Raw genomic sequence first — 20,681 nt, forward strand, 5'->3', positions numbered from 1 at the left:
CCTCGCGAGGGAGGAATATCCCGATGACTGAGAACACCGGCGTCAGGCTCGGCGCAGCGCCCGGTTCTCGCGGCCGGACGACCATCGCCGATGTGGTGGTGGAGAAGATCGCCGGAATGGCGGCACGGGACGTACCCGGCGTCTATGCCCTGGGCAGCGGATTCGCCCGCTCGATGGGATCCATGCGGGAGCGGATGCCGGGCGCCGGCAGCGGCAAGTCCGCCACGCGCGGGGTCAGTGTCGAGGTCGGAGAACTGCAGGCGGCCATCGATCTGGAACTCGTCGTCGAGTACGGCGTCTCGATCACGGACGTGGCCGCCGCCGTGCGGGAAGACGTGATCTCCGCGGTGGAGCGGATGGCGGGTCGGGAAGTCGTGGAAGTCAACGTCACGGTCAGCGACGTGAAACTGCCCGACGAGGAGGACGAAGGGGAGGAGCGGCAGCGGATCCAGTAGCCGGGGCGGTAGCCCGCGTGAGTGAAGGAGCGCGAAATGAGCAGCAGGGCCGTGGTGGGCTTGATGGCCGGAATGGCGCTGGGTTTCGCCGCGTATTTCGGTAGCTTCTGGGCTTTCCTCCTGGTGCTGGTGCTGGGCCTCGTCGGTCTCGTCGTCGGGCGGTTCACGGAGGGCGACCTCGAACCGGGCGACTTCGTCCGCCGCCGGGACCGGCAGGAGCGGTTCGGCGACGACAGCCGACAGGCCCGGGGAGACTGGCGGCGGTGAGCGGGGAAGCCGGCGAGCGTCCGGGCGTCGTCCCCCGCGGGGAGCGCGGGGCGACCGCCGTCACCGACCGGGTGGTCGCGAAGATCGCGGCCCGGGTGGCGCGTGAGGCGCTGGGCCGGTTCACCGAGTCGGCCGGCCGCGTACCACCCGGCCGCCGGACGCCGCACGTGAGCACATCCGTACGGCGGGCGCCGGAACGGACCGGTGCGGGACAGAACGCCGAGTCCGCCGCCGGAGGGGACGCCGAGTCCGCCGCCGGACGGCAGGCGGTGCTCGGCGAGGCACGGATGCACATCACCGTCGAGCTCGGCTATCCGTCCGACATCGGGGCGCAGTGCGCCGCGGTACGCCGGGAGGTCACCGAGCGGATCAGGGCATGGGCCGGCATGGAGGTGCCCGACCTCGCGGTATCGGTCGACCGACTGCACTCGGCGCATACGCGGCACACGGACCGGGAGCGGGTGAGATGAGCGCGAACACCTCGCGGCAGCCGACCGGTGACACCTACCTCTCCTCCGGTCCGGGACAGCCCCCGTCCGCCGACGGCACCCCGGGGGCGGCCGAGGGCGCCACGAAGGTGACCGACGGATCAGGCCGGCCGGTGCACCGTTTCTGGTCGTCGCGGCGCCTTCCCGCGGCCTTGGCAGCCCTGCTGTCCGCCGTGGCCGTCGGATTTCTCCTGTACGACGTCATCGCGGTGCGGGCGGGCCGGGATGCGATGCGTTGGCGGCGGCGGCTCGCCGAGGAACTGGCCACACGGCCCCTGGACGACGTCTGGATGATCGTCGGGGCGGCGGTGGCGATGGCCCTCGGCCTGTGGCTCTTCCTGCTGGCGGTGACGCCGGGACTGCGCAGGCTGCTGCCCATGCGGCGGCCCACCGGTATCCCCGAAACAGAGGACGTCCGTGCCGGGCTCGACCGCCGCGCGGCCGCCCTGGTGCTGCGCGACCGGGCCATGCAGGTGCCCGGCGTCCAGTCGGCACGGATCGATGTCGGCCGCCGGAGGGTGAAGGCCCGGGCACAGGCACACTTCCGCGACCTCGAGGAGGTCCGCTCGGACCTGGACACCGAGCTGGGCGAAGCCGTGACGTCCCTGGGCCTGGCCCGGCAACCCGCACTGGCCGTACGCGTCCGGCGCCCGAAGAAGGGCTGAGGTGATCCGATGCTCAGGACGGTGAACCGGGTGCTGCTCGCACTGCTCGGCCTCGGACTGTTCGCCCTGGGCGGCGGCGTACTGCTGGGCGCACTGGACCTGCAGCGCCACTGGGACTTCGGCATGCCGGGCTGGTGGCCCTTCCGCGGGCCGCACGACGTGGTGCTGGGCGCCTGGGGACGCACCCGGTGGCGGGACGAAGGCTGGTGGTGGCCGACCGTGATCGCGGCGCTCGCGGTGCTGCTGGTCCTGCTGCTGTGGTGGCTCCTCGCGCAACGCCGACACCGTCTGGACAATGTCCTCGTCGACAGCGAAGACGGCGTGCCGACCCGGCTCAACGGCCGCACGCTGGAGAAGGTCATCGAGGAAGAGGCAGAAGCCCTGGAGGGGGTCTCACGGGCTCACGTCCGGCTGACGGGCCGACGTACCGCCCCGGCCGCACGCGTACGACTGCTGCTGGAGCCCCACGCCGATCCGACGGGAACCCTGGGTCGCCTGAGCGGCGAAACACTCGCACACGCGCGGGACTCGGCCGGCCTGGACCGCCTCCCCGCGAAGGTCCGGCTCCGGGAAGCCCGCCACCGCGCCGCCCGCACCGCCTGAGATCCCCGGAGAACACGCAGATTCCGCACGGCTCCTTCCCGGGAGGCAGCCCGTCATGACCCTCTTCCTGATCCTCCTCGTCGCCGGAATCGCCCTGATCACCATCGGCGCGGCCGTCGACGGCCTGCTCTACCTGATGTCGACGGGCGTACTGCTTCTGATCGCCGACCTGCTCTACCTGGCGGCCCGCTCCATCTGGCACGCCACCCGACGCCCGGCCCGCTGACCGGCTCCCGAATGCCCAGGACCAGAGTGCGATGTTCGGGATCGGCTCGTGCAGCAAGGCGTGAGGGGTGTCGCGGGGGAGGGAATGGGAGAGAACACTTCGCGCTCTGTACCGCATGGACACAGGGGCTGCGGCTTCGAGCGCCACGGCAAGAAGCGGTTCGTCGGCCGCCGGTTCGTAAAGAACAACCGCCTCGTCAACGCCGGTTTCCTCTGGGCCTTCGCCGCCCTCGCCGCCTCTCCGGGAGCGACGGCTCACTACCGACGTCGACGCGAGCACGGAGACTGGCATGCCGCCGCACCACGGCTCTTGCTGAACCGCTTCCTCGGTCAGCTCCATCACTGCCTCAAGACCCGGCAGTTCTTCGACGAACAACGGGCCTTCGCGCCGATGGCTCTGATTCCGGAAGCGTCGAGCGCTCAGACATGGGCAGGGCCGCTGTCGGCTTGCCGCTCACCCGCCTGCCCTGTCCGCTCCGGTTGCCCTGCTCAACTGGGCGGCGAGACGGACGGCGGTCTTCTCCCCGGCTCGCTGCCTTATCAGACCCTCTTTGGCAGCTGCACGAAGCCAGACCTCCGAGCTGTCCCCATCGGCCTTCAGCACCCGCGCGGTCACCACTACGGGATTCAGACCGCCGGCACCGCCGCTGGCAACGATGCGGATAGTTTCGTCCTCACCAAGGCGAACTGTCCTGCTCGTCGGCGACGCCGCCGGCTACATAGACGCCCTCACCGGCGAGGGCATCGCCCTCGCACTGGCCACGGCCGGGGCCGCCGTCCGCTGCCTGACTACCGGACGCCCTGACACGTACGAGCACGCCTGGGCCCGACTGACCCGCCGCCACCGACTGCTGCCGGCGCCCTCTTGGCCGCCACCCGCCGCCCCGCCACCGCCCGCCTCATCGTCCCCGCAGCATCCCGGCTCCCCCCACTGTACTCAGCAGCGGTCCACGCACTGCAGTAACGGTAGGCCGGACCTGGAGACCGCCTGTGTCCCGTGGCCGGGCACAGAGATCGTCTCGCCCTGTGGCCCGGAGGCCCGCTGCAGCCAGAAACTCACCTCGGCCAGGACGGAGGCACGAGCGCCGTCCTACTCAGCCTGCACCCACGAGGGACTGTCGGAGTCAGTGATCAGCCCCCTGCGCAGTGACATCAATCGCCCTCGACTGTCCACATCCTGAGATGGGGCGGCTTCGGGCCGTCTTTCCCACTGGGGCAGGACTACCATGCTGTACAAGCGTCCCAGACCCCGGCGGCTTGTCGTTGAGCGACACAGATGGCTGCGCGGAGCGGACCTCTCGTCCGTCACCCGACGCATCCCTGGAGAGAAACCGGGCGGACCCCATGTCCTGTTGCGCAGGCCCTCGGACCGGCCGTTGTTCCGCCTCCGCCGCACGTACGTCCCTGTCGGCGGCGCGTCAGGAGGAGCCGAGGCTCCCGGCGTCCCCATCTCGCTGCCTGATGGTCTTCTGAACCGAGGCGTCATGCCCCTCCCACAGCTCGCCATCTATCGTCATGACCGACGGAAACGGGCACTGATCACCCTGGCTGGTGAGATCGACCTGGATACGGCACCGCTGGTGTGCGCGGCGCTGGCGCGATGCCTGAGCGACGGCATCCGCGTCCTCGATGTCGACCTCACCCCTGTGACCTTCTGCGACTGCAGCGGCCTCAACGCCTTCCTCTACGCCGCGCAGCGGACCAGGGAGGCCGGCGGGACCCTACGACTGCACAATCCGCCGCCGTCACTGGCGCACATCCTCGACCTCACCGGTTGCGGGTTCCTGCTTCTCGGCCTTCCGCTCGGGCATCTTCCACCGTCTCTCGGGGACGTCCCCGACCCGGTCGCTCCGGCCCTGCCGGACCGGAGTGTTCCGCTGGTGACCGTCCTCACGGGCGATGTGCGGTGATGGCCCAGCCCGGACAGGGGCAGCCGCACGAGCGGCATGCGGGCGAGTCGTCCACCATGGACGCGGCGCGGTTGCGCCGCGTTAACCGCTGGCTGGCGCAGGACCTGGGCGAGGAGCTGGGGGATCTGTACGTCGACTCCCGAGAGACGTCCGCCGCTGAGGCGTACCGCAGCCGCAGCCGCCAAGACTTCCTGAACCGTCTCACCGGCGACATCCGGCGGTCGGGGTTCGCCATGGTGATCGCGGAGACGGACCACCTGGTGGGGTGCGTCTTCGGGTTCCCGGTGGCCAGTGACGGCATCTGGTGGCTCGGGTTCGACGGAGCACTGCCGCAGAGCATCGAGCAGCTCACCGCGTCCGGCGGCGTCTTCGCGATCACCGGCATCCTGGTCCGGCCACACTCACAGGACCAGGACGTGGCCCGCCGTCTGCAGGAGCGGCTGCTGAGCGGCCACCAGGCATCCCTCGGCGCCACCTTGGTGGATCCGGGTGATCACCTGACCCTCGCGTCGCTCCGCTCCTGGGGATGGCGGGACATGGGAGAGGTGCGGCGGCCGGCGGACCCGACCATGTTCCGTGCACTGGTACTCCCCCTCGGGGAACGCACGACGGCGCGGCTGGAGGGCCTGGCCCACGATGCCTGGACCCGGTGGCCCGGATGAGGGCCGACAGCCGGTCGGCCCGCATCCAGGTGCTGGTCGCCGAGCAGGCCGCCCGCCGCGGCGCCCCGGTCGGTGTGGTGGACGTGTGCACCGCGGCCGTGGCCGCCTTGCCGGTCGGCGGAGCCGGGGTGTCGGCGATGTCCCGGACCGCAGCAAGCCATCCGCTGTGCAGCACCGACACCATCAGCGAGCAGTTGGAGGAGCTCCAGCTCACCCTGGGCGAGGGCCCCTGCGTGGACGCCTTCACCCACGGCGCGGCCGTCCTGTCCTCCGATCTGCTGACCGGCGGGCTGCAGGACCGCTGGCCCGTCTTCGCCGACGCGGCCCTGGAAGCCGGGGCACGCGCCGTCTTCGCACTCCCCCTGCAGATCGGGGCGATCAGCCCGGGAGTCCTCGACCTGTATGCCGACGTGCCGACCGTGCTGGACGCAGAGCAGCTGGCCGACGCGCTGGCGTTCGCCGATCTCGCGACGCTGCTCCTGCTCGACGCGCGGATCGACGGGACGGGCGCGCAGGCCGGCGCACCGCCCCGGGACCACGGCTTGGAGGACCTGGGCGGATACCGGGCGGAGATCGACCAGGCCACCGGCATCCTCACCGTCCAGCTCGGCGTCGGCATCGACGAAGCCTTCGTCCGGCTCCGCGCCCACGCCTATACGCAAGGGCGCCGGCTCGCCGACGTGGCCGCCGACGTGGTGGCCCACCGACTCCGCTTCCTCCCGGACAGCGAACCGAAACGGACCGACAACGGCAACTGACCCATCGGCTCAGGCCGACGAACGTGCTGCGCTTCCCCCCGCCTCCCGGCGGGACTAGTCTCAATCGAGGGTGTCACGATGAATCAGCAGCTCCTGGCCAAGACCTTCGTCGAACTGGCGGACAACCTGGTCGCCGACTTCGACCTCATCGATTTCCTGCGCCTGCTCACCGACCGCTGCGTGAGCATGCTCGATGCGAGCGCCGCCGGGCTGTTGCTAGCCGACGGGGACGGCAAACTGCGCGTGATGGCCGCCTCCGACGAAGAGGTGCGCCTGCTGGAACTCTTCCAGCTCCAGAACGACGAGGGCCCCTGCCTGGAGTGCTTCAGTACCGGCGCACCGGTGATCGTCCCCGACCTGACGCGGGAGGCCGACCGCTGGCCGCGCTTCGTCACGGCGGCCCACCGCAGCGGGTTCGGCGCCGTCCAGGCCCTGCCGATGCGCTTGCGTGCGGAGACCGTGGGCGCCCTGAACCTCTTCCGCGCCGCGCCCGGCCCCTTCGACGCGCCCGACACACTCATCGCCCAAGCCCTGGCCGACGTAGCCACCATCAGCCTCCTACAGCAACGCTCCACCCAGCGCAGCACCGCGCTCAACGAACAACTGCAGACCGCGCTGAACAGCCGCGTACTGATCGAACAGGCCAAGGGCAAACTCGCCGAACGACAGAGCATCGACATGGAACGGGCCTTCACCGCCCTGCGTGGCTACGCCCGCGCCCACAACCGGCGACTGTCCGATGTGGCCCGCGCCTTCATCGACGACTCCGAACCCCTCCCCGGGCTGGTGACCTGACCACCCTGGCGCGGGCTGTCGCCTCCGCGGACGCTGCCGAAGGGGCTCCGGCAGCGGCTCTGGCAGTGGCACGGGGCGGCGTTCACAGCCGGCGCCAGCGAGCCGAGGCGAAGGAGAAGGCACCGAAGAGGATCAGCCCGATCGCGACGGCGACCAGGAGCCACGGTCCTACCGATGTCTGCGCGAAGCTCCGGAGCGTCGCGTCCATGCCCTTGGCCTCGTCCGGATCGAAGCGGACGGCTGCCACCAGGACGAAGATCCCGGCCGCGGCGAACACCCCGCCCCGTGCCACGCCTCCGACCACGCCCAGAGCGGTGACGACCTGCTTCGTACGGTGGCTCATGCTGCCGGTGTCCAACTGCTTCAGGAAGCTTCGCATGGCTGCCCGGACGGCGAGTACCGCGCCGATGCCGATCAGGAGGCAGCCCGCGGCTCCCACCAGCACCTGCCCGTACGACAGTTTGAGCGCCGATGCCGTCCAGTCCTGCGACTGCGCGTTGCCGCTGGAGCCCTGGCCGCCCCCGGCGGCGTACACCGCCGTAGTCCAGCAGACGAAGGCGTAGAAGACCGCCCGCCCGCCGTCCAGCGCGCGCGAACCCGCCTTCCGCCGGGTCCCCCTTGTGAGCACGGCGCGGGCTCCCCGCCAGAGCGCCATGGCCGCGAAACCGACGACCAGCGCCCAGAGCATCGCTTTCCCGAAGGGCTGCGTCGCGATCTCGTGCAGCGCGCCCTGCCGGTCCGCCTGACCGCCGCCGCTCCCGACGGCGATCCGGATGGACAGCAGCCCGATCAGTACGTACACGATGCCGCGCGCGACAAAGCCCGCCCGCCCTGCGGCGGTCAGCGTCTCGCGCTCCGTGGAACGGGCTGCGGACTTCGCGCCCCGGCCACGCCCTTGTGCGGTGGACGACGTCACGAAGTCCTCCCCATGGTGTGGACGCGCGATACGCGCCGTAGCCGGTCGCGGTCGGCCCGGCCGACGCGTTCGGTGACCCGGTACCTCAACGCCTGTGCCTTGTGCCTGATGGTCCGTCCGACGCTCATGGCAGCCTCCTGCCTGTCCGGTGAGTGGGCGCCCGCGTGATCGCCGGGCAGGCCGTTGATCCCGCGGGCAGGATCGAGCCTCCGGAACGGACTACCTGCGGCGGCTACGACCGCGCCCGCGCATCGCGAAGCCGACGATCCAGAGGACCAGGAGGACGGCGGCGACCCACCACAGGATCTGCAGGGTGAAGCCGAACCCGAAGACCACCAGGATCAGCAGAAAGAAAAGAATCCAGATCATTGCCGGGCCTCCAGATCGCGGGGATTTCCTGATGTCCGCGGGGTCCGGGCGAAGCGGGAAGGTGGAATGCCGCGCCCGAATGATCCGGAGTGGCATGGCCCTACACCGTGCTGCCAGTCAACGCCCGGCATCCTCCCTTGTCAACGCGGTGTCGACACTGAGGAGTTGGGGGAGCTGAGCAGGGGCCGCCGGGGTGAACGGAGCCTCGGCGGGTGGTTCGGCCGGCTCGGTCGGCGACGTCGGCAGGACGTGGTCCTCCCACCAGGACAGGGCCATCACGACGGCGAGCAGGACAAAGGGAGTTGAAGCCGGAACGATCAGCGCGTACATGCGTGCCGCCTGGTTCGGGATGCGTGCGACGCGGCGGGCAGCAGCTCGTTGCCCGCTTGAGGCACATCGGGCGCGCCGGGACCGCGTGACGCCGAGCGTGTGCGGGAACGGCCTCGCCCGTGACGCGGCGGGCCCCGGCACCGATGCGCGGGGTGCGCCCCCGGAAGGAACGCGAGAGGTGATCGACGCTGCCGGGGGCACGGGCGGCATGCCACACGCTAGCCCTCGCGGCGGTTTTCCGACAGGTGTCAAGCAGCCATCCACGCCGGGCAGACGCGCTGACCTCGCACGGTATCCACAACCCTCGTGCAGGACTACGCTCTGGTGTGAGGCCCCAGTCCCCGGTATCGACGCATTGTCCAACTCCCGGGGAGGCCCACCGTGTTCGTCCTGCTTCTCATTCTCGTCGCCGCCCTGTTCGCCCTCGGCTTCCTTCACCCGATCTGGTGGGTGGCCGCAGCGGTGCTGGTGTACGGCACGACCCGGTACGCCCGCGATCGTGGCGGAGTCCGGGGCCGCGGCGGCGGTTCCGATCCCGGGGACTACGACTACCGGGACTACCAGGAGCGCCGGGACCGTCAGGACCGCTGGGAGCGCCGCTACAGCCGGCAGAACCGGGGGCGCTGGCAGCGCGAGGACCGCCGGGACCACGAACACCACAGGTGACGCGTGGAGCGACCTGGCAGTCATGTGTGCCGGACGGTTTCAGCCGGACCGGGCACGTCGAACTCATTGAGAGGTGCATGTCATGCATCGCACGACCCTGTTACATGAGGACTTCTGGAAGCTGCGGGCCGAGGCCACGTGGGGGAACGCAGCCTCTGGAGACGATCTCGTCGCACTGCGCGCCGAGAACGATCAGCTGCGGCGGGCGATGGCCGGCCGCGCCGTCATCGACCAGGCCCGCGGCATGATGATGGTTCTGACCCCTTGCGGCCGCGGGACGGCCAGGGACCTCCTGGTCGACATCTCGCGGCAGTGCCACACCAAACTCGCCGAGGTGGCCGCGGCCGTGGTCGCCGCCTGGGAGGGCAAGCCGCTCCCGGAGCGGATGCAGCGGGCGCTACGGCGTGCACTTCGGCGGCTGCACGCGGAAGACCGAGACGGTGAGACTCACCCCCCGGCCGATGAGCCGTCCAAGTAGGGAGAGGCCATGATTCACGCAGCCGACGTCCGGGAATGGCGCAACCGCGACGTCGTCGACACCGAGTCGCACAAGATCGGTGTCCTGGAGGCGGTCTACGTCGACACCACCACCGACCAGCCGGCCATGGCCACGGTACGGACCGGACTGCCCACCCGGCACCGCCTGGTCTTCGTCCCCCTTCAGGACGCGATCGCCGGGCCGGACTATCTCAGGGTCGGCTACGACAGGGCACTGGTGAAGCAGGCCCCGTCGATCGGCACCGACGACGTGCTTCCCGCCGAGCAGGAGGAAGCGATCTTCAAGCACTACGGACTGCCCTACCAGGCCGGTGCGGCCGGCGAACGGCAACTGGCGCGCCGCTGACCACCTACGGACGCGACGACTGCCGTGTTCGCCGCGGCAGACGGTCGTCGGCGGGGGCTCCTTGGCGAGGTGCCCTCGCGGCCGGTGATGACGTGACGGCGGGTGGGCATGCCCAGGTCGAGGGCCCGGCGGGTGCGTGTCTGCTCTGCGTCGAGCTGCGCGAGCTGGTCCCGCGCCCCGGCGAGGCTGACTTGCAGACCCTCGACTTCATGCCGGCCGCCGTCTCGGATGCCGCGAACTCCGCGTCTGACCACATCGTGTGGCCGCTCATGTCAAAACTCCCGTGATGAGGGATGGGCGGGTTCTACGCAGCGCCGCTGGGTCTGGACAGTAGCCCGCGGACGGCGGCATCCCTCGGAATCGGAAGAAGACGAGCATGCCGGACTCTGCGCTGGTAGGCGTGTGAGGTCGGCGCGCCACTCACTGCCGGAATGGCGGATATGAACCCACGACCTCTTCCCTCCGAATGAGGACTGGGCGTGATCAACGCCTGCCAGTTTCGCATTTCCGCAGGTCAGGGCGTTGGATTGGCAGGTCTCGGGTGGTGTTGGGAGGGCTCGGGGAGCGGGTCGGGTCCCAAACGGCTCCCAGCGGCTGGGCTTCCGTGGCGTACAGGGTGTCGTTCGTTATCGGAGGGGGCGGCGACCGGTGCGGTGGGACCAGCGGACGGCGATAAGGCCCAGCGCAGGGCTATCCGGGAACCTCTGCGTCGGGCCCTCGCGCGGTGACGGTATCGGCCGTGGTAGTCGACTGGCATGCCGATGAAGCCTTCCGATGCCGCGGACCGTTCGTCTTGGTTCGGGCGGTTGCGCCGCGTGATCAGCCGTTCGCCAGTCGGGCGCGGAGGGCGGCGGAGCAGCGGTATTGAGCTGGGGTCGCGTTCGCTGGGCTTTGTGGCGCTTGGGTTCCTCACGCTGGTGCCACTGCTGTTCATCGTCTCCTCCGCCAGTCCCGAGCATGGGCGGGGGTTCGCGCAGTGGCTGGGGGAAGGGCTTGGTGTGCCGACAGCCTCCAGGCAGCAGGCCGAGCAGTTGTTCACTCGCGCCCGGCCAGGCCCTCCGGACCACGACCCCGTTCGGTATCGCTGCCCGTGCCGTGTTCGGCCTGACCTTCGGGGCGGCGGTGCAGACCGGCTACGAGAAGGTCTGGGACCTGCCGCCGGCCCGCTGGTGGGCAAGTTGGCGGCATGTGGTGTGGCTCGGCGTCCTCACCGGATACCTCTTCGTCTCCGCCACCACCATGCTGCGCCGCGAACCCCTGGCAGGTGGGGCCGTGGCCTCGCTGAGCGGCCAGGTCTGCTCCGCCGGCCACGAGTGCGCGTCGCTCTACGGCCGCGAGCCCTCCGTCCATGAGATCGCCAAGTACACCGGCCTCACCGAGGCGGAGGTGTGGCTGGGCCAAGAGGCGATGCGGAGCTTTACTTCCCTGTGCCTGGACGCCGTACCCGGCCGATCCGAGCACAGCCTTCTGGTAGCGGGCGCGGTGGGCCGGAGTTCCGGCCCCCTGGGCGCGCTCCCGGCAGGGGCGAATTTTCGGCGGAGGCAGAGCAACGGCCGGTCCGATAGCCTGCGGAGCAGGACAGAGGACCCACCCAGTTCCCTCCGGGGATGCGCAGGGTGACAGACGAAAAGTCCGCACCCCACAGCCATCTGTGTTCAGCACTAGCATGTCGCCGGGGTCCGGGACGTCTACACACAGCGTAGTGCTCGCGTCATGTACGGACCGTTCGAAGCAGCCCAACCCCAGGATATGGGCGCTGCAAAAAACGCGGTGGCTCACGCATATCCGAGGCACCGCACGGTATTCGCACGCGAAACGCCCAAGTCGGCCGCGTGGGGCGGTCCGTGCCTTGCCGTCCCGGTCCGGATGAGCCCCGCACTCGCCTGGGCACGATGCTGCCGACTGAGTCGGAGCCCCGTGGCGAAACGATCGTCGCGGGCGGGGCGGCGCGGAAAATCCCCGGGATCGCCGCAGCCGGGCAGCGGGTCCCTGTGGCGTCGGCCCTGTCTTCGCCGGGCGGTTGTCGGCTCACTCCAGGAGCACGAGGTGGTCGGCGGCGCCCCCGCGCCATTCGATCAGGAAGAGGGTCGCGTCGTCGGTGGTGCGGCCGCCCCGTTGCTGCTTCAGGGTGTGGGAGAGAGAGCGCACCACCGCTCGTACCCCCTTCGTTGTGTGTTCGATGCGGTTGACCGAGTGGATGAGTTGTTCTTCGCCGAATTGTTCTTCGCCGGCTTCGTGCTCCTCGATCAGGCCGTCGGTGAAGCACAGCACTCGGTCGCCGCGTTGGAGCATCTGCCCGCTGATCTGGGGCTCTTCACCGCCGAAGCCGACAGGCAGGGTGGTCGGGCCTGCCAGTTGCCGGACGACCCGGTGGTCGCGGATCAGCAGCGGTGCGGGGTGGCCCGCGTTGACCCACTGCAGGTGGCCCGTCGCGATGTTCAGACGCATCATCTGGGCGGTGACGAAGTGGTCGGGCCCGAACTGCTCGGCGATGGCCCGGTCCATGAACGCGTAGATCTCGGACAGGCCGATGTCGGCACGTCTGGCGTGCCGGTAGGCCCCGACGGCGACGGTCGCCATCGTGGCTGCGTCCAGGCCGTGGCCCATCGCATCGACCATGGCCACGTGCAGGATGTCCTCGTTGAGTGCGTAGTCGAAGCTGTCGCCCGCCACGTCGTAGGCGGGCTCCAGGATTCCGGCCACCGCGACCTGCGGGACGGCCATCGCCAGCGGCGGCAGCAGGGACCACTGGATCTCCGCGGCCACGCTCATCGGTTCACGACGCCGGGCGCGGAAGAACTGATCGGTGTAGCTGTGCTTGGTGACCAGCATGTCGGCGACCAGGCCGGCGAGCCTGCGCAGCAGCCGCCGGTCGTTGTCATCGACGGTGTCCAGGGTGAGGGCCATCACGCCCACCTGGTCGCTGCCGTCCAGCAACGGCAGGTACATCCGGACGCCGTCGGCCCTCGGCACCTCGACAGTGGTCGCCTGCAGAAAGGCCGTGCCGGCGGGAGAGTCGTCGATCGGCTCCGGCTCGCCGACCATCAGCCGCCGACCTGACAGCGGCACCAACACCAGCTGGCCGTAGTCCTGCAGCAGGATCGAGACGTCGCGGCCACCGACCCTGGCCACCTCTTCCGCGATCAGCGGGGCGATCAGCTGCGGCGGCATCTCGTGTGCCCGGTCCAGCAGCACCCCCAGCAGCCGCTCACCGAACCCTTCCGACCGGTCCAGCATGACCTTGTCAGGTCGGCGCTCGCCTTCCGTCACAACCGCACCCCCGCACCGGCGTCGTCAAACCATCGGCGACCGTGTCCATGCTCACCTCGTGCCGCGAGTCCAGCGCCCGCACCGACACACGGGCTCCTGACACCGCACAGAGTGACGCGGCCGCTCACCCCGAACAGCCCATTACGCCAGAGAACGGCATGTCACACATGATCAGAAAAGGTGGCTCTCCGTACCGCTGTGCACCACCTCTCTCCCGGAGCCGTCAGGGGAGCAGAAGATCGGAGCCGGTGTCCGCGAGGAGCCGCGTGGTCTGCGGGGACGGGTGGTGCAGCCGCAGGGACGCGTGGCTCCCGGCGGCGTGCCTCGACGCGTCGAGGAAGACGCGCGGACCGCTGTTGTCGCAGCGGCCGACGGTGGTCAGCTCCACGTCGATGGTGGTGATGCCGTCATGCAGGCACCGCTCCAGAGCGGCGCGCACCTGGGGCGCGGTGGCCGGGTCGATCTCACCGGCCAGGGTGATCAGTGCTCGCCTGCCCCGGTCGTGCCGGTAGATGTTCAGCTGCGGAAGAGTCATGACGCCTCGGTTCATGGGTCCCGGCCGCTCCTCACGCGGTCCATGGCCCGGGTGTACGTTCCCGGGCGTACGCGTCGGTACGAGCCGAGTCGACGGTCCGTACGCGCGGCCGGTGGGGGGAAACCAGCTGGTCACCTGGGGTGAGTGATACGGCGGCTGCGGCGGCGCGGCGGGAAGCGGCCGCGGCCCCCGTCGCGGTGGTCCCGTCGTTCGCCGGCGGTCGGCGACTCAGACCGGTCGGGTTCCACCGGGGGCTGCGGCGTGCCACGTCCGCGACGGCCGGGCAGGGCGGAGCTGTACCGGTGCACGGCGATTCTGTCGGCGTGCTCGATGTTGAGCCGGTGGATCACGTACGCCGCCGCTGCGATGAGGACCCCGAAGGCGGCGGCTGTCAGGAAGGCGTTCATGGCGGCCACCTCACATACCGATGATCAGGCGGCTGGCACGGCCGGGGGGAGGGGTCTGTTGCGGAACGGCCGCTGACACCGACACCGCGGAGGCGCCGCCCTCGTACTCCCATGCCTCGTCAGGGTCCAGTGGCTCGTCGGTCGCCAAGACGCCGTGCCGGCCCTCGTCCGCGGCGATGAGCGCGCTCGCGGTCAGTGGCGGGCCGTCGTAGTCGGACGCGGCAGCCATCAGCCGGGCCGCCGACTCCGCCCCGGTTTCGGGCGGGATGATCAGCAGGTCCCAGCGGCCGGTGCCGTAGGAGAGCAGCAGCAGCTTGTGCGGGTCGATCTCCGGGGTGAACCAGCCGACCTTGACGATGTGGCCGTGCACGGGAACCTTGGGCGGGATGACAGGCCAGTGCTTCGGGTTGACGGCGATGCGGGTGATGCGGCCCCACAGGGGGTCCAACACGTCGGTCAGTGCGGGCAGTTCGCTCAGCAGATCCCGGGAGCGGGGCCACCAGGCACCGTCCAGGAGTCCGCGGGAGGTGCCGTCGGTCTTCAGGGTGAGACGCGCGGCCGGGGCTGCGACGGGCTCGGGGTGCGGCAGAGGTGGAAGCAAGGTCGCCGACATGATGCGGACCCGTCTCCGGGCCGCTTCTGCGGCGGCCCGGGTTTCATCTCTCGCCGAGAACGACCCGGCGTGGAAGCCGGTGTGCGAAATGCTCTCGGTACTGTCCACACTACTCCGCGCTTCGAAGCAGCGAGGAGTAGTGGCCGCCTAGAGCTGGAGCAGTCGTTGGGTGATCTCCCGGTACTGCCTCAGCGCGTGCCGGAGTTCGTCGGACTGCGTCTCGGAGTCCTGGTCCTGCCAGTCGGCCCGTAGGAGACGCCGCCGTTCCGCGAGGGCGTTCACGAGCTGGGCGGTGGCTTCGTCGTAGGCGCTCTCGGCCTCTTGCAGCGCCTTGCGCGGGGTGTCGGCGAAGGTGTTGAGGGCATGCCGGAGGCGCTGGATGATCTTGTCCTGTTCGTCTGACGGGAGCAGCGGCTCCGGGACCGGAGCGCGGCGTTCGGCGCGGCCCCGGGGTTGGCCCGCAGGCTGCTGGGCGCGTGTCTGGTCGTACATCATCGAGGGCCGCTTCCGTTCCGCCTGAAAGTGTCCTTGGTCTTCTGGACGGCCTGTTTCAGGCTTCCGGAGACGCGGTCGATCCTGCCTCGGCGTTGCAATCGCCTGTCGTGCGGATCCTGCTCCGACGTGAACCAACCGGCCTTCACCACATGGCCGTTGACGAGGATCTTGCGCGGGAGGATCGGCCAGTGGCGGGGGTTGACGGCGATATGGGTGATCCGTCCCCACAGTGGATCCAGTACGTCCGCCAGAGCGGAGAGTTCGTGTGTCAGGTCACGTGACCGAGGCCACCAGGCGCCGTCCGGCTCGACGTGCCCTGGTGAAGGACTCACGGGTTTCAGCGCGAGGCGCGCGGTCGGGGTCCTGAAGGGAACGGCCCGTAACGCGCCGAAGCCGGCGAAGTATCCCGCGAAGCCCAGCGCCATCCGGTGAACAGGCCAACCGCGGCCACACCCATCGCGTGCTCCTTCCTCGCTTCGGCTCCGGCAAGCGACTACTCGAGCCGCCGCTCCGGTTGTTCCTCGTCCTCGTCGGGCAAATGCACATCGCCGACCGCGATGTTGACCTCGACCACTTCCAGACCGGTCATCCGCTCGATGGCAGCGATCACGTTCTCTCTGACGTCGCCCGCGACCTCGATGATGGAGACGCCGTACTCGACGACGATCTCCAGGTCGACCGCGGTCTGCACATCGCCGACCTCGACCTTCACTCCGCTGGTGACGGACTTCCCGCCCGCACCGGGCATCCGTTCACGCATGGCCCCCATGCCACGGGCGAACCCACCGCCCATCGAATGGACGCCCGGCACATCCCGGGCCGCCATGCCGGCGATCTTCGCCACCACACCGTCGGCGATCGTCGTACGGCCACGCGACCCCGGATCGCTTCCGTGCGGCACCCCCGCACTCTTCCCGCCGCGCGCGCCCAATGACCCCGCGCGAGGAGTCTCGGGCCGGTTCGGCAGTCCGGTATCCGTCATCTTCGGTCACCACTTTCCGACGCAACAGGCGGCCTGTCGTGCCCCTTCCTTTCACGCTAACGGCGAGTGCCCGACCTCGCTCAGGCAAGCGGCTTGTGAGCGATGTCGGGCATCGCGCCAGGAGGCGGTGTGGTACCCCGCACAGAAGGGCAGGTCGGGTGGCCGGTCGGAACGCCCTACCGGACAGCAGGACGTCAGCCTCCCGGTATCAGCGGCGGGCCAGCCGCTGTCCGCCGTCCACGTAGACGGTGCGTCTCCCCGCCCTTCAAGGCAACGGTGTTCCAGTTGTGTCACTCGCGGATGTCGGCCGAGTGGATCACACCATCTCCCTGTGGCATGCGCCGGTGACGCAACGGCCCCGGCGTATACACACCGGGGCCGCCCTTCCGGGTCGTTGCACGTGAGAGTGCGCCGACCCGCTCACAAGCGTATGCCCAGGAGGCCATTTCGGTCATCTGTGACCGGCCGCAGCTCTGAGGGCGGTCTGCGGCGTGTCAGTCACTGTCCTTCTCCTCGGTCTCCATGAGCTGGATCCCCTTGTGCAGCAGTGTGACCATCGCAGGTGTGTTTCCTCGCGCCCAGTCGACCTGGATCAGTCCCTCGGCCGCCAGGTACGTGCAGGCGGCGGCCAGGTCCTCCTCGGGCATGGCGAGTTCCTCGCGCAGCTGCGCCCCGGTGAGGCCGAGGAGGCGATTGCCTTCCATGGCCTCGTACAGGCTCTTCATGATCGCCTCGCGGTAGTGCTGCCGCTCGTGCAGTGTCGCCATGGTCGCCTGCCTCTCGTGCCGGCACCGACGGAAACCCTTACGTCTGGGGCGGTACCCTCTTTTCCCCCGCTGAGGGGCCATCTCCTCACATTTCGTCCGGCTGTGTGTGATCGTCCCGGAGGACTGGCTGGTCAACAGCCAGGAGCGCACCGGTTCCGCCATGCGCGTGGTGTCCACGGTGAGGTGGAGGCGTGTTCCGCCGTCAGCGCCCGCGGGGTAGCTGCGCGCTGCGGTGGCGGCGAAACAACGGCGGAGAATCTCCGCGACATGTCGAGCCGCCTTTGGGTCCGCGGCGACAATACGAACCTCCGCGGGCCCGGCCGACGGCAGTTTCGGTGACTTCATCGTGACCCCCGTTCGATCACGGGAGCGGGGCCACCAGGCACCGTCCAGGAGACCTGGAACCGAGCCGGTCGGGGCCAGGGACAGCAAGACCGACGCCGGAGGCAGGTGCTCTTTGATGATCGTAGGTTCGATGGTCGCAGTCATGACGCAGACCTGTCCCCGGGGGCTCCTCCTGGAGGCCGGTGTTGTTGCTCGCCGGGAACGGCACCGACGTGACGGCCGGTGTGCGAAGTACTCCCGGTCGTTTCACTCTACGCCGCTCCGAGGCCCGGGACGTGCTCGTGAGCAGGCATTTTACCGAGGGGCACGAGTCCGGCACCGTCGGCGAGCGTAGCCGGTGCGGCGGCGCACGACTTACGGTGAGAGGACGACCGAGAGGACGAGGTCCCGCGTTCGGCGGCGACACCGAATCCCGCAGACAGGCGGAGACACCATGACCGAATCCGACATCCCTCGCGCGCCCGGGCTCCTACCGGACGCGATCCACCGGGCCGCGAAACCCGGGACAGTTCTTCTGCGGCTGGAGACGACACCATCCCGGGAAGGCAATCTCGACGGCGCGTGGTGGCCGCGTTCCCGCGACATCGGCGCGGAGTTGCCCGACCTCATCCACGTGCTGACCGGGCACCTCGGCCCCATCACGCGCGTCGGCCTGGACGCCACCGCATGGGATGGACTTCCCACGCGGCTGGTCATCGACGACCGGGTCGTCCATATCGACTCCTTCCCGGTCGGTGACGACACCGTACTGATCACTCGGGGCGACCAGGACCACTTCTCCCTTCTCGTGATCCCGCCGCACGCGACACCCGATGCCGCCCGTGCCGCCATGGACAGAGCCGTCCGGGCGGACAACGTCACCCATGCCGCACAGATCCTCATCGACACCGGCACCCATCAGGCACACCCGATCCCCGCGAAGGACCCTCGGAGCGGCGAGGAACGCCACGAGCGCCAGGAATGACTTCTGGAGACCCGGGCGCCCGTAGGGCTGTCTTTGCCGGGCGGCGCCGACTTCAAGGCGATCCAGGAGGTGCCGCCCGTCGGAGTGGATGTCCGGTAGTGGTGTCCGCTGATGCTCCGCTGGTGCCGTTAGGGTGCGCGACATGGCCCGTACTCGGCTGTACCGCGACGGCTCCCTGGTCGAGGAGGACTTCCCGGTCCGCGACATCTCCCGGCATCTGGCGGATCCGTCTTCGATCGTGTGGTTGGACCTGTACCGCCCGAACCGTGCCGAGTTCACGGCGGTCGGCGAGGAACTCGGTCTCCATGAGCTGGCTCTCGAGGACGCGCTGCACGAGGGACAGCGGGCGAAACTCGACAGCTACCGCACCCATCACTTCCTCAGTGTCTACGCGGTCGCCGTCGACCCGGACGGCGCAGGACTGACGATGAGCGAGCTCGCGGTCATCCTCACGCCGCAGGCGTTGATCACCGTCCGCAAGGACGCCGCATTCGCCTTCGACGAGTTGGTCGCCCGCTGGGACCGTACCCCGGCTCTGGCAGCACACGGGGTCGCCTTTCTGCTCCACGGCCTGCTCGACTACGTCGTCGACGGGCACTTCGCCGCGGTACAGCAACTCGACGAACGTATCGAGGGACTTGACGATCTGCTCTTCGCTGAAGGCGGCCGGCAGATCCAGACCGTACAGCGCCAGTCCTACGCCCTGCGGAAATCACTGGTTCGCCTCCGTCGCGTGGTCCTGCCCATGCGGGAAGTCGTCAACGCCCTCATGCGCCCCGACCTCGACGTCGTCGACGGCCACCTGCTGCCGTACTACCGCGATGTGTACGACCACGTGCTGCGTGCCGGCGAGTGGACGGAGTCGCTGCGCGACCTGGTGGCCTCGGTGATGGAGACCAACTTGTCGGTGCAGGCGAACCGGATGAACCTGATCATGAAGAAGGTGACGAGCTGGGCCGCGATCATCGCCGTGCCCACGGCGATCACTGGCTTCTACGGACAGAACCTTCCCTACCCCGGCTTCGGACAACAGTCGGGCTTCATCGTTTCCAGCGCCGTCATCGTCGTTGTCCCTCTGACGCTGTACTTCGCTTTCAGGCACTGGGACTGGCTCTGACCGCAGGCACTGATCACCAAGCACGCTGATCTCCGTCCGCAGCACGGGATCCCTGAGGGCGCCCGCGGGTGGACCCACGGTGACTTCCAGTACCGGAACCTGCTGTGGGAGGGCGAGGACCTGGCCGCCGTTCTGGACTGGGACCGGGTGGGCGTGCGGCGGTACGAGGAGGAGGCCGTGCGGACGGCGCAGGTGCAGTTCGGGGTGGACGGGGTGTTCGACCTCGACCGTGTCTCGGCGTTCGTCAGCGGCTACCGGTCCGTGATGCTGGTGGACGTCACCGCGCTCGTGGACGGTGCCCGCAGGCTGTGGTGGAAGCGGATGACGGACTTCTGACAGCTGGAGTTCCACTACGACCGCGGTGACTTCTCCTGCGATGAGCTGTTCACCGCGGATGAGGCGCTGCTGCGCTGGTGGGCCGACCGGCTCGATCGGGTCGAGGACGCGTTCGCCGCCGGGTAGATCCCGAGGGTTTGGAGGTCCGGCCGTCGCGGCCGGGCCAACGGTGCTGCCTGCTGGAGAAGGCCGTCGACAAGGCTCACCGCGCGGGATGAGACCGCCGCCTCGGGCTATCGCATGCCTTCGGCGGACGCGGCGACTGCTTTCGGTAAGCCGGCGAAGTCGGTCCTCAGCGGGCTGAGGCGCTCGACGAGGCTGGACAGCCTGATGGACCTTTGGGTCGGGCAGCGTTCGTCCAAAACACGGGTGGGCAGGACATAGAAGGTCCACTGGTCGAGGTCCAGGGGATCGAGGGTCTGCTTGTCCTGGTGGTGCAGCAGGCAGAAGACGTAGACGTCCGAGCGGCGCATTACCTCCGCTGAGGTAACGCCGGTCTGGGCGTCCCAGCCGGAAGCTGGCGCGATGCCGAACTCGATCTTCGATGGCCGGGGCTGTGCCCACGACTGAAGGTAGGCCGCCGACTTCACCTCCACGCGCCGCTTCTCGGGTGTACGGATGTCCACGGTGTCCCATTCGGTGCGGGTGCCGATCGCGGCGCCCAACGCCACGGCCACGAGGTACTCGGCCAGGACGCCGCGCATGGTGTTGTTGGCCAGGTCGGAGTACGCCCAGCTCCAGAAGTCGCCGAGTCTGCCCACCGTTTCGCCCCCCGCCCGTATCGGCTCACTGCTTTTGCGGCGTGTGATGGCCAGCGGACCAAGCTCGGCAGTCATGGGCGTCCTCCAGACGACGATGTAGGGCGATGCTGATCCTGACAGCAGGCACTGACAACGG

General features: G+C 69.4%; 28 protein-coding genes and 3 pseudogenes. 19 read left to right on the forward strand and 12 right to left on the reverse strand.

Translation table 11 applies throughout. From position 1 onward, the window contains the following. Nucleotides 1–23: 23 nt before the first annotated feature. The 12 genes and pseudogenes from M8J74_RS10020 to M8J74_RS10075 all read left to right on the forward strand — a co-directional run bounded on the left by M8J74_RS10020 (nucleotide 24) and on the right by M8J74_RS10075 (nucleotide 6,828). Nucleotides 24–455, forward strand: a complete 432-nt coding sequence (locus tag M8J74_RS10020; RefSeq protein ID WP_249836041.1) for an Asp23/Gls24 family envelope stress response protein — start codon at nucleotides 24–26, stop codon at nucleotides 453–455. A 36-nt stretch (nucleotides 456–491) separates the two neighbouring features. After that, entirely contained in the window at nucleotides 492–722 is a 231-nt protein-coding gene (locus tag M8J74_RS10025; protein WP_249836042.1) for a hypothetical protein, read from the forward strand. Then, complete coding sequence (locus M8J74_RS10030) at nucleotides 719–1,192, forward strand: Asp23/Gls24 family envelope stress response protein (protein WP_249836043.1); 474 nt, start codon at nucleotides 719–721, stop codon at nucleotides 1,190–1,192. The genes M8J74_RS10025 and M8J74_RS10030 overlap by 4 nt, the downstream gene beginning before the upstream one ends. Further along, nucleotides 1,189–1,875 carry a DUF6286 domain-containing protein gene (locus tag M8J74_RS10035; RefSeq protein ID WP_249836044.1) on the forward strand — a complete coding sequence of 229 codons (687 nt, stop codon included), beginning with the start codon at nucleotides 1,189–1,191 and terminating at the stop codon, nucleotides 1,873–1,875. The genes M8J74_RS10030 and M8J74_RS10035 overlap by 4 nt, the downstream gene beginning before the upstream one ends. 9 nt (nucleotides 1,876–1,884) lie before the next feature. Next, a complete protein-coding gene (amaP, locus tag M8J74_RS10040) occupies nucleotides 1,885–2,478 on the forward strand; it encodes an alkaline shock response membrane anchor protein AmaP (protein WP_249836045.1) in 594 nt (197 codons plus the stop codon). A 55-nt stretch (nucleotides 2,479–2,533) separates the two neighbouring features. Further along, entirely contained in the window at nucleotides 2,534–2,704 is a 171-nt protein-coding gene (locus tag M8J74_RS10045; protein WP_249836046.1) for a hypothetical protein, read from the forward strand. A 147-nt stretch (nucleotides 2,705–2,851) separates the two neighbouring features. Then, nucleotides 2,852–3,097: pseudogene (locus tag M8J74_RS10050) on the forward strand (IS110 family transposase); the annotation flags it as partial. A 295-nt stretch (nucleotides 3,098–3,392) separates the two neighbouring features. Next, nucleotides 3,393–3,667: pseudogene (locus tag M8J74_RS10055) on the forward strand (monooxygenase); the annotation flags it as partial. Nucleotides 3,668–4,187: 520 nt separating this feature from the next. Beyond that, nucleotides 4,188–4,613 carry an STAS domain-containing protein gene (locus tag M8J74_RS10060; RefSeq protein WP_249836047.1) on the forward strand — a complete coding sequence of 142 codons (426 nt, stop codon included), beginning with the start codon at nucleotides 4,188–4,190 and terminating at the stop codon, nucleotides 4,611–4,613. Beyond that, complete coding sequence (locus tag M8J74_RS10065; protein ID WP_249836048.1) at nucleotides 4,613–5,275, forward strand: hypothetical protein; 663 nt, start codon at nucleotides 4,613–4,615, stop codon at nucleotides 5,273–5,275. Before M8J74_RS10060 ends, M8J74_RS10065 begins: the two co-directional genes overlap by 1 nt. Next, nucleotides 5,272–6,033: an ANTAR domain-containing protein gene (locus M8J74_RS10070; protein ID WP_249836049.1), complete on the forward strand. Its 762-nt coding sequence runs from the start codon at nucleotides 5,272–5,274 to the stop codon at nucleotides 6,031–6,033. The genes M8J74_RS10065 and M8J74_RS10070 overlap by 4 nt, the downstream gene beginning before the upstream one ends. Nucleotides 6,034–6,111: 78 nt before the next feature. After that, on the forward strand, nucleotides 6,112–6,828 hold the full coding sequence (locus tag M8J74_RS10075; protein ID WP_249836050.1) for a GAF and ANTAR domain-containing protein: 717 nt from the start codon (nucleotides 6,112–6,114) through the stop codon (nucleotides 6,826–6,828). Between the two features lie 82 nt (nucleotides 6,829–6,910). Here the strand turns inward: M8J74_RS10075 and M8J74_RS10080 are convergent, their stop codons facing one another. From M8J74_RS10080 to M8J74_RS10090, 3 genes are all read right to left on the reverse strand, one after another. Then, nucleotides 6,911–7,744, reverse strand: a complete 834-nt coding sequence (locus tag M8J74_RS10080) for a DUF1206 domain-containing protein (RefSeq protein WP_249836051.1) — start codon at nucleotides 7,742–7,744, stop codon at nucleotides 6,911–6,913. A 219-nt stretch (nucleotides 7,745–7,963) separates the two neighbouring features. Then, nucleotides 7,964–8,113: a hydrophobic protein gene (locus M8J74_RS10085; protein WP_249836052.1), complete on the reverse strand. Its 150-nt coding sequence runs from the start codon at nucleotides 8,111–8,113 to the stop codon at nucleotides 7,964–7,966. 117 nt (nucleotides 8,114–8,230) lie between these two features. Further along, nucleotides 8,231–8,443, reverse strand: a complete 213-nt coding sequence (locus M8J74_RS10090; RefSeq protein ID WP_249836053.1) for a hypothetical protein — start codon at nucleotides 8,441–8,443, stop codon at nucleotides 8,231–8,233. A 381-nt stretch (nucleotides 8,444–8,824) separates the two neighbouring features. On the opposite strand from M8J74_RS10090, the gene M8J74_RS10095 reads away from it, so the two are divergent. The 4 genes from M8J74_RS10095 to M8J74_RS45000 all read left to right on the forward strand — a co-directional run bounded on the left by M8J74_RS10095 (nucleotide 8,825) and on the right by M8J74_RS45000 (nucleotide 11,573). Next, nucleotides 8,825–9,109 (forward strand): hypothetical protein, encoded by a 285-nt coding sequence (locus M8J74_RS10095; protein ID WP_249836054.1) that lies wholly within the window; start codon nucleotides 8,825–8,827, stop codon nucleotides 9,107–9,109. Between the two features lie 82 nt (nucleotides 9,110–9,191). Then, entirely contained in the window at nucleotides 9,192–9,587 is a 396-nt protein-coding gene (locus M8J74_RS10100) for an ANTAR domain-containing protein (protein WP_249836055.1), read from the forward strand. 9 nt (nucleotides 9,588–9,596) lie between these two features. After that, the gene (locus M8J74_RS10105; RefSeq protein WP_249836056.1) at nucleotides 9,597–9,953 is read left to right on the forward strand and encodes a PRC-barrel domain-containing protein; all 357 of its coding nucleotides are present in this window, start codon (nucleotides 9,597–9,599) and stop codon (nucleotides 9,951–9,953) included. 1,095 nt (nucleotides 9,954–11,048) lie between these two features. Further along, nucleotides 11,049–11,573, forward strand: coding sequence for a sigma-70 family RNA polymerase sigma factor (locus tag M8J74_RS45000; RefSeq protein WP_372500144.1), 525 nt, complete (start codon nucleotides 11,049–11,051; stop codon nucleotides 11,571–11,573). Nucleotides 11,574–11,981: 408 nt separating this feature from the next. Here the strand turns inward: M8J74_RS45000 and M8J74_RS10115 are convergent, their stop codons facing one another. From M8J74_RS10115 to M8J74_RS10150, 8 genes and pseudogenes are all read right to left on the reverse strand, one after another. Then, on the reverse strand, nucleotides 11,982–13,223 hold the full coding sequence (locus M8J74_RS10115; protein WP_249836057.1) for a PP2C family protein-serine/threonine phosphatase: 1,242 nt from the start codon (nucleotides 13,221–13,223) through the stop codon (nucleotides 11,982–11,984). Nucleotides 13,224–13,446: 223 nt separating this feature from the next. Then, nucleotides 13,447–13,758 (reverse strand): STAS domain-containing protein, encoded by a 312-nt coding sequence (locus M8J74_RS10120; RefSeq protein WP_249836058.1) that lies wholly within the window; start codon nucleotides 13,756–13,758, stop codon nucleotides 13,447–13,449. A gap of 131 nt (nucleotides 13,759–13,889) precedes the next feature. Continuing rightward, nucleotides 13,890–14,165 (reverse strand): hypothetical protein, encoded by a 276-nt coding sequence (locus tag M8J74_RS10125; RefSeq protein WP_249836059.1) that lies wholly within the window; start codon nucleotides 14,163–14,165, stop codon nucleotides 13,890–13,892. Nucleotides 14,166–14,175: 10 nt separating this feature from the next. Then, nucleotides 14,176–14,886, reverse strand: a complete 711-nt coding sequence (locus tag M8J74_RS10130; RefSeq protein ID WP_249836060.1) for a DUF5994 family protein — start codon at nucleotides 14,884–14,886, stop codon at nucleotides 14,176–14,178. A gap of 39 nt (nucleotides 14,887–14,925) precedes the next feature. Then, the gene (locus tag M8J74_RS10135) at nucleotides 14,926–15,273 is read right to left on the reverse strand and encodes a hypothetical protein (protein ID WP_249836061.1); all 348 of its coding nucleotides are present in this window, start codon (nucleotides 15,271–15,273) and stop codon (nucleotides 14,926–14,928) included. A 95-nt stretch (nucleotides 15,274–15,368) separates the two neighbouring features. Beyond that, nucleotides 15,369–15,698, reverse strand: a pseudogene (locus M8J74_RS10140) (DUF5994 family protein); the annotation flags it as partial. A gap of 68 nt (nucleotides 15,699–15,766) precedes the next feature. After that, nucleotides 15,767–16,255: an Asp23/Gls24 family envelope stress response protein gene (locus M8J74_RS10145; protein WP_249836062.1), complete on the reverse strand. Its 489-nt coding sequence runs from the start codon at nucleotides 16,253–16,255 to the stop codon at nucleotides 15,767–15,769. 494 nt (nucleotides 16,256–16,749) lie between these two features. Continuing rightward, complete coding sequence (locus M8J74_RS10150) at nucleotides 16,750–17,022, reverse strand: hypothetical protein (RefSeq protein WP_249836105.1); 273 nt, start codon at nucleotides 17,020–17,022, stop codon at nucleotides 16,750–16,752. A 778-nt stretch (nucleotides 17,023–17,800) separates the two neighbouring features. On the opposite strand from M8J74_RS10150, the gene M8J74_RS10165 reads away from it, so the two are divergent. The 3 genes from M8J74_RS10165 to M8J74_RS45005 all read left to right on the forward strand — a co-directional run bounded on the left by M8J74_RS10165 (nucleotide 17,801) and on the right by M8J74_RS45005 (nucleotide 19,784). Then, nucleotides 17,801–18,331 (forward strand): DUF5994 family protein, encoded by a 531-nt coding sequence (locus tag M8J74_RS10165; protein WP_249836063.1) that lies wholly within the window; start codon nucleotides 17,801–17,803, stop codon nucleotides 18,329–18,331. A gap of 142 nt (nucleotides 18,332–18,473) precedes the next feature. Continuing rightward, the gene (locus M8J74_RS10170) at nucleotides 18,474–19,448 is read left to right on the forward strand and encodes a magnesium transporter CorA family protein (RefSeq protein WP_249836064.1); all 975 of its coding nucleotides are present in this window, start codon (nucleotides 18,474–18,476) and stop codon (nucleotides 19,446–19,448) included. A gap of 12 nt (nucleotides 19,449–19,460) precedes the next feature. Next, a complete protein-coding gene (locus M8J74_RS45005; protein WP_372500148.1) occupies nucleotides 19,461–19,784 on the forward strand; it encodes a phosphotransferase in 324 nt (107 codons plus the stop codon). 233 nt (nucleotides 19,785–20,017) lie between these two features. On the opposite strand, the gene M8J74_RS10185 is transcribed toward M8J74_RS45005, so the two are convergent. After that, complete coding sequence (locus M8J74_RS10185; RefSeq protein WP_249836066.1) at nucleotides 20,018–20,620, reverse strand: hypothetical protein; 603 nt, start codon at nucleotides 20,618–20,620, stop codon at nucleotides 20,018–20,020. Nucleotides 20,621–20,681 lie beyond the last annotated feature (61 nt).

The organism is Streptomyces panaciradicis (genome assembly GCF_023516615.1).
In the GTDB taxonomy this organism is placed as follows: domain Bacteria; phylum Actinomycetota; class Actinomycetes; order Streptomycetales; family Streptomycetaceae; genus Streptomyces; species Streptomyces panaciradicis.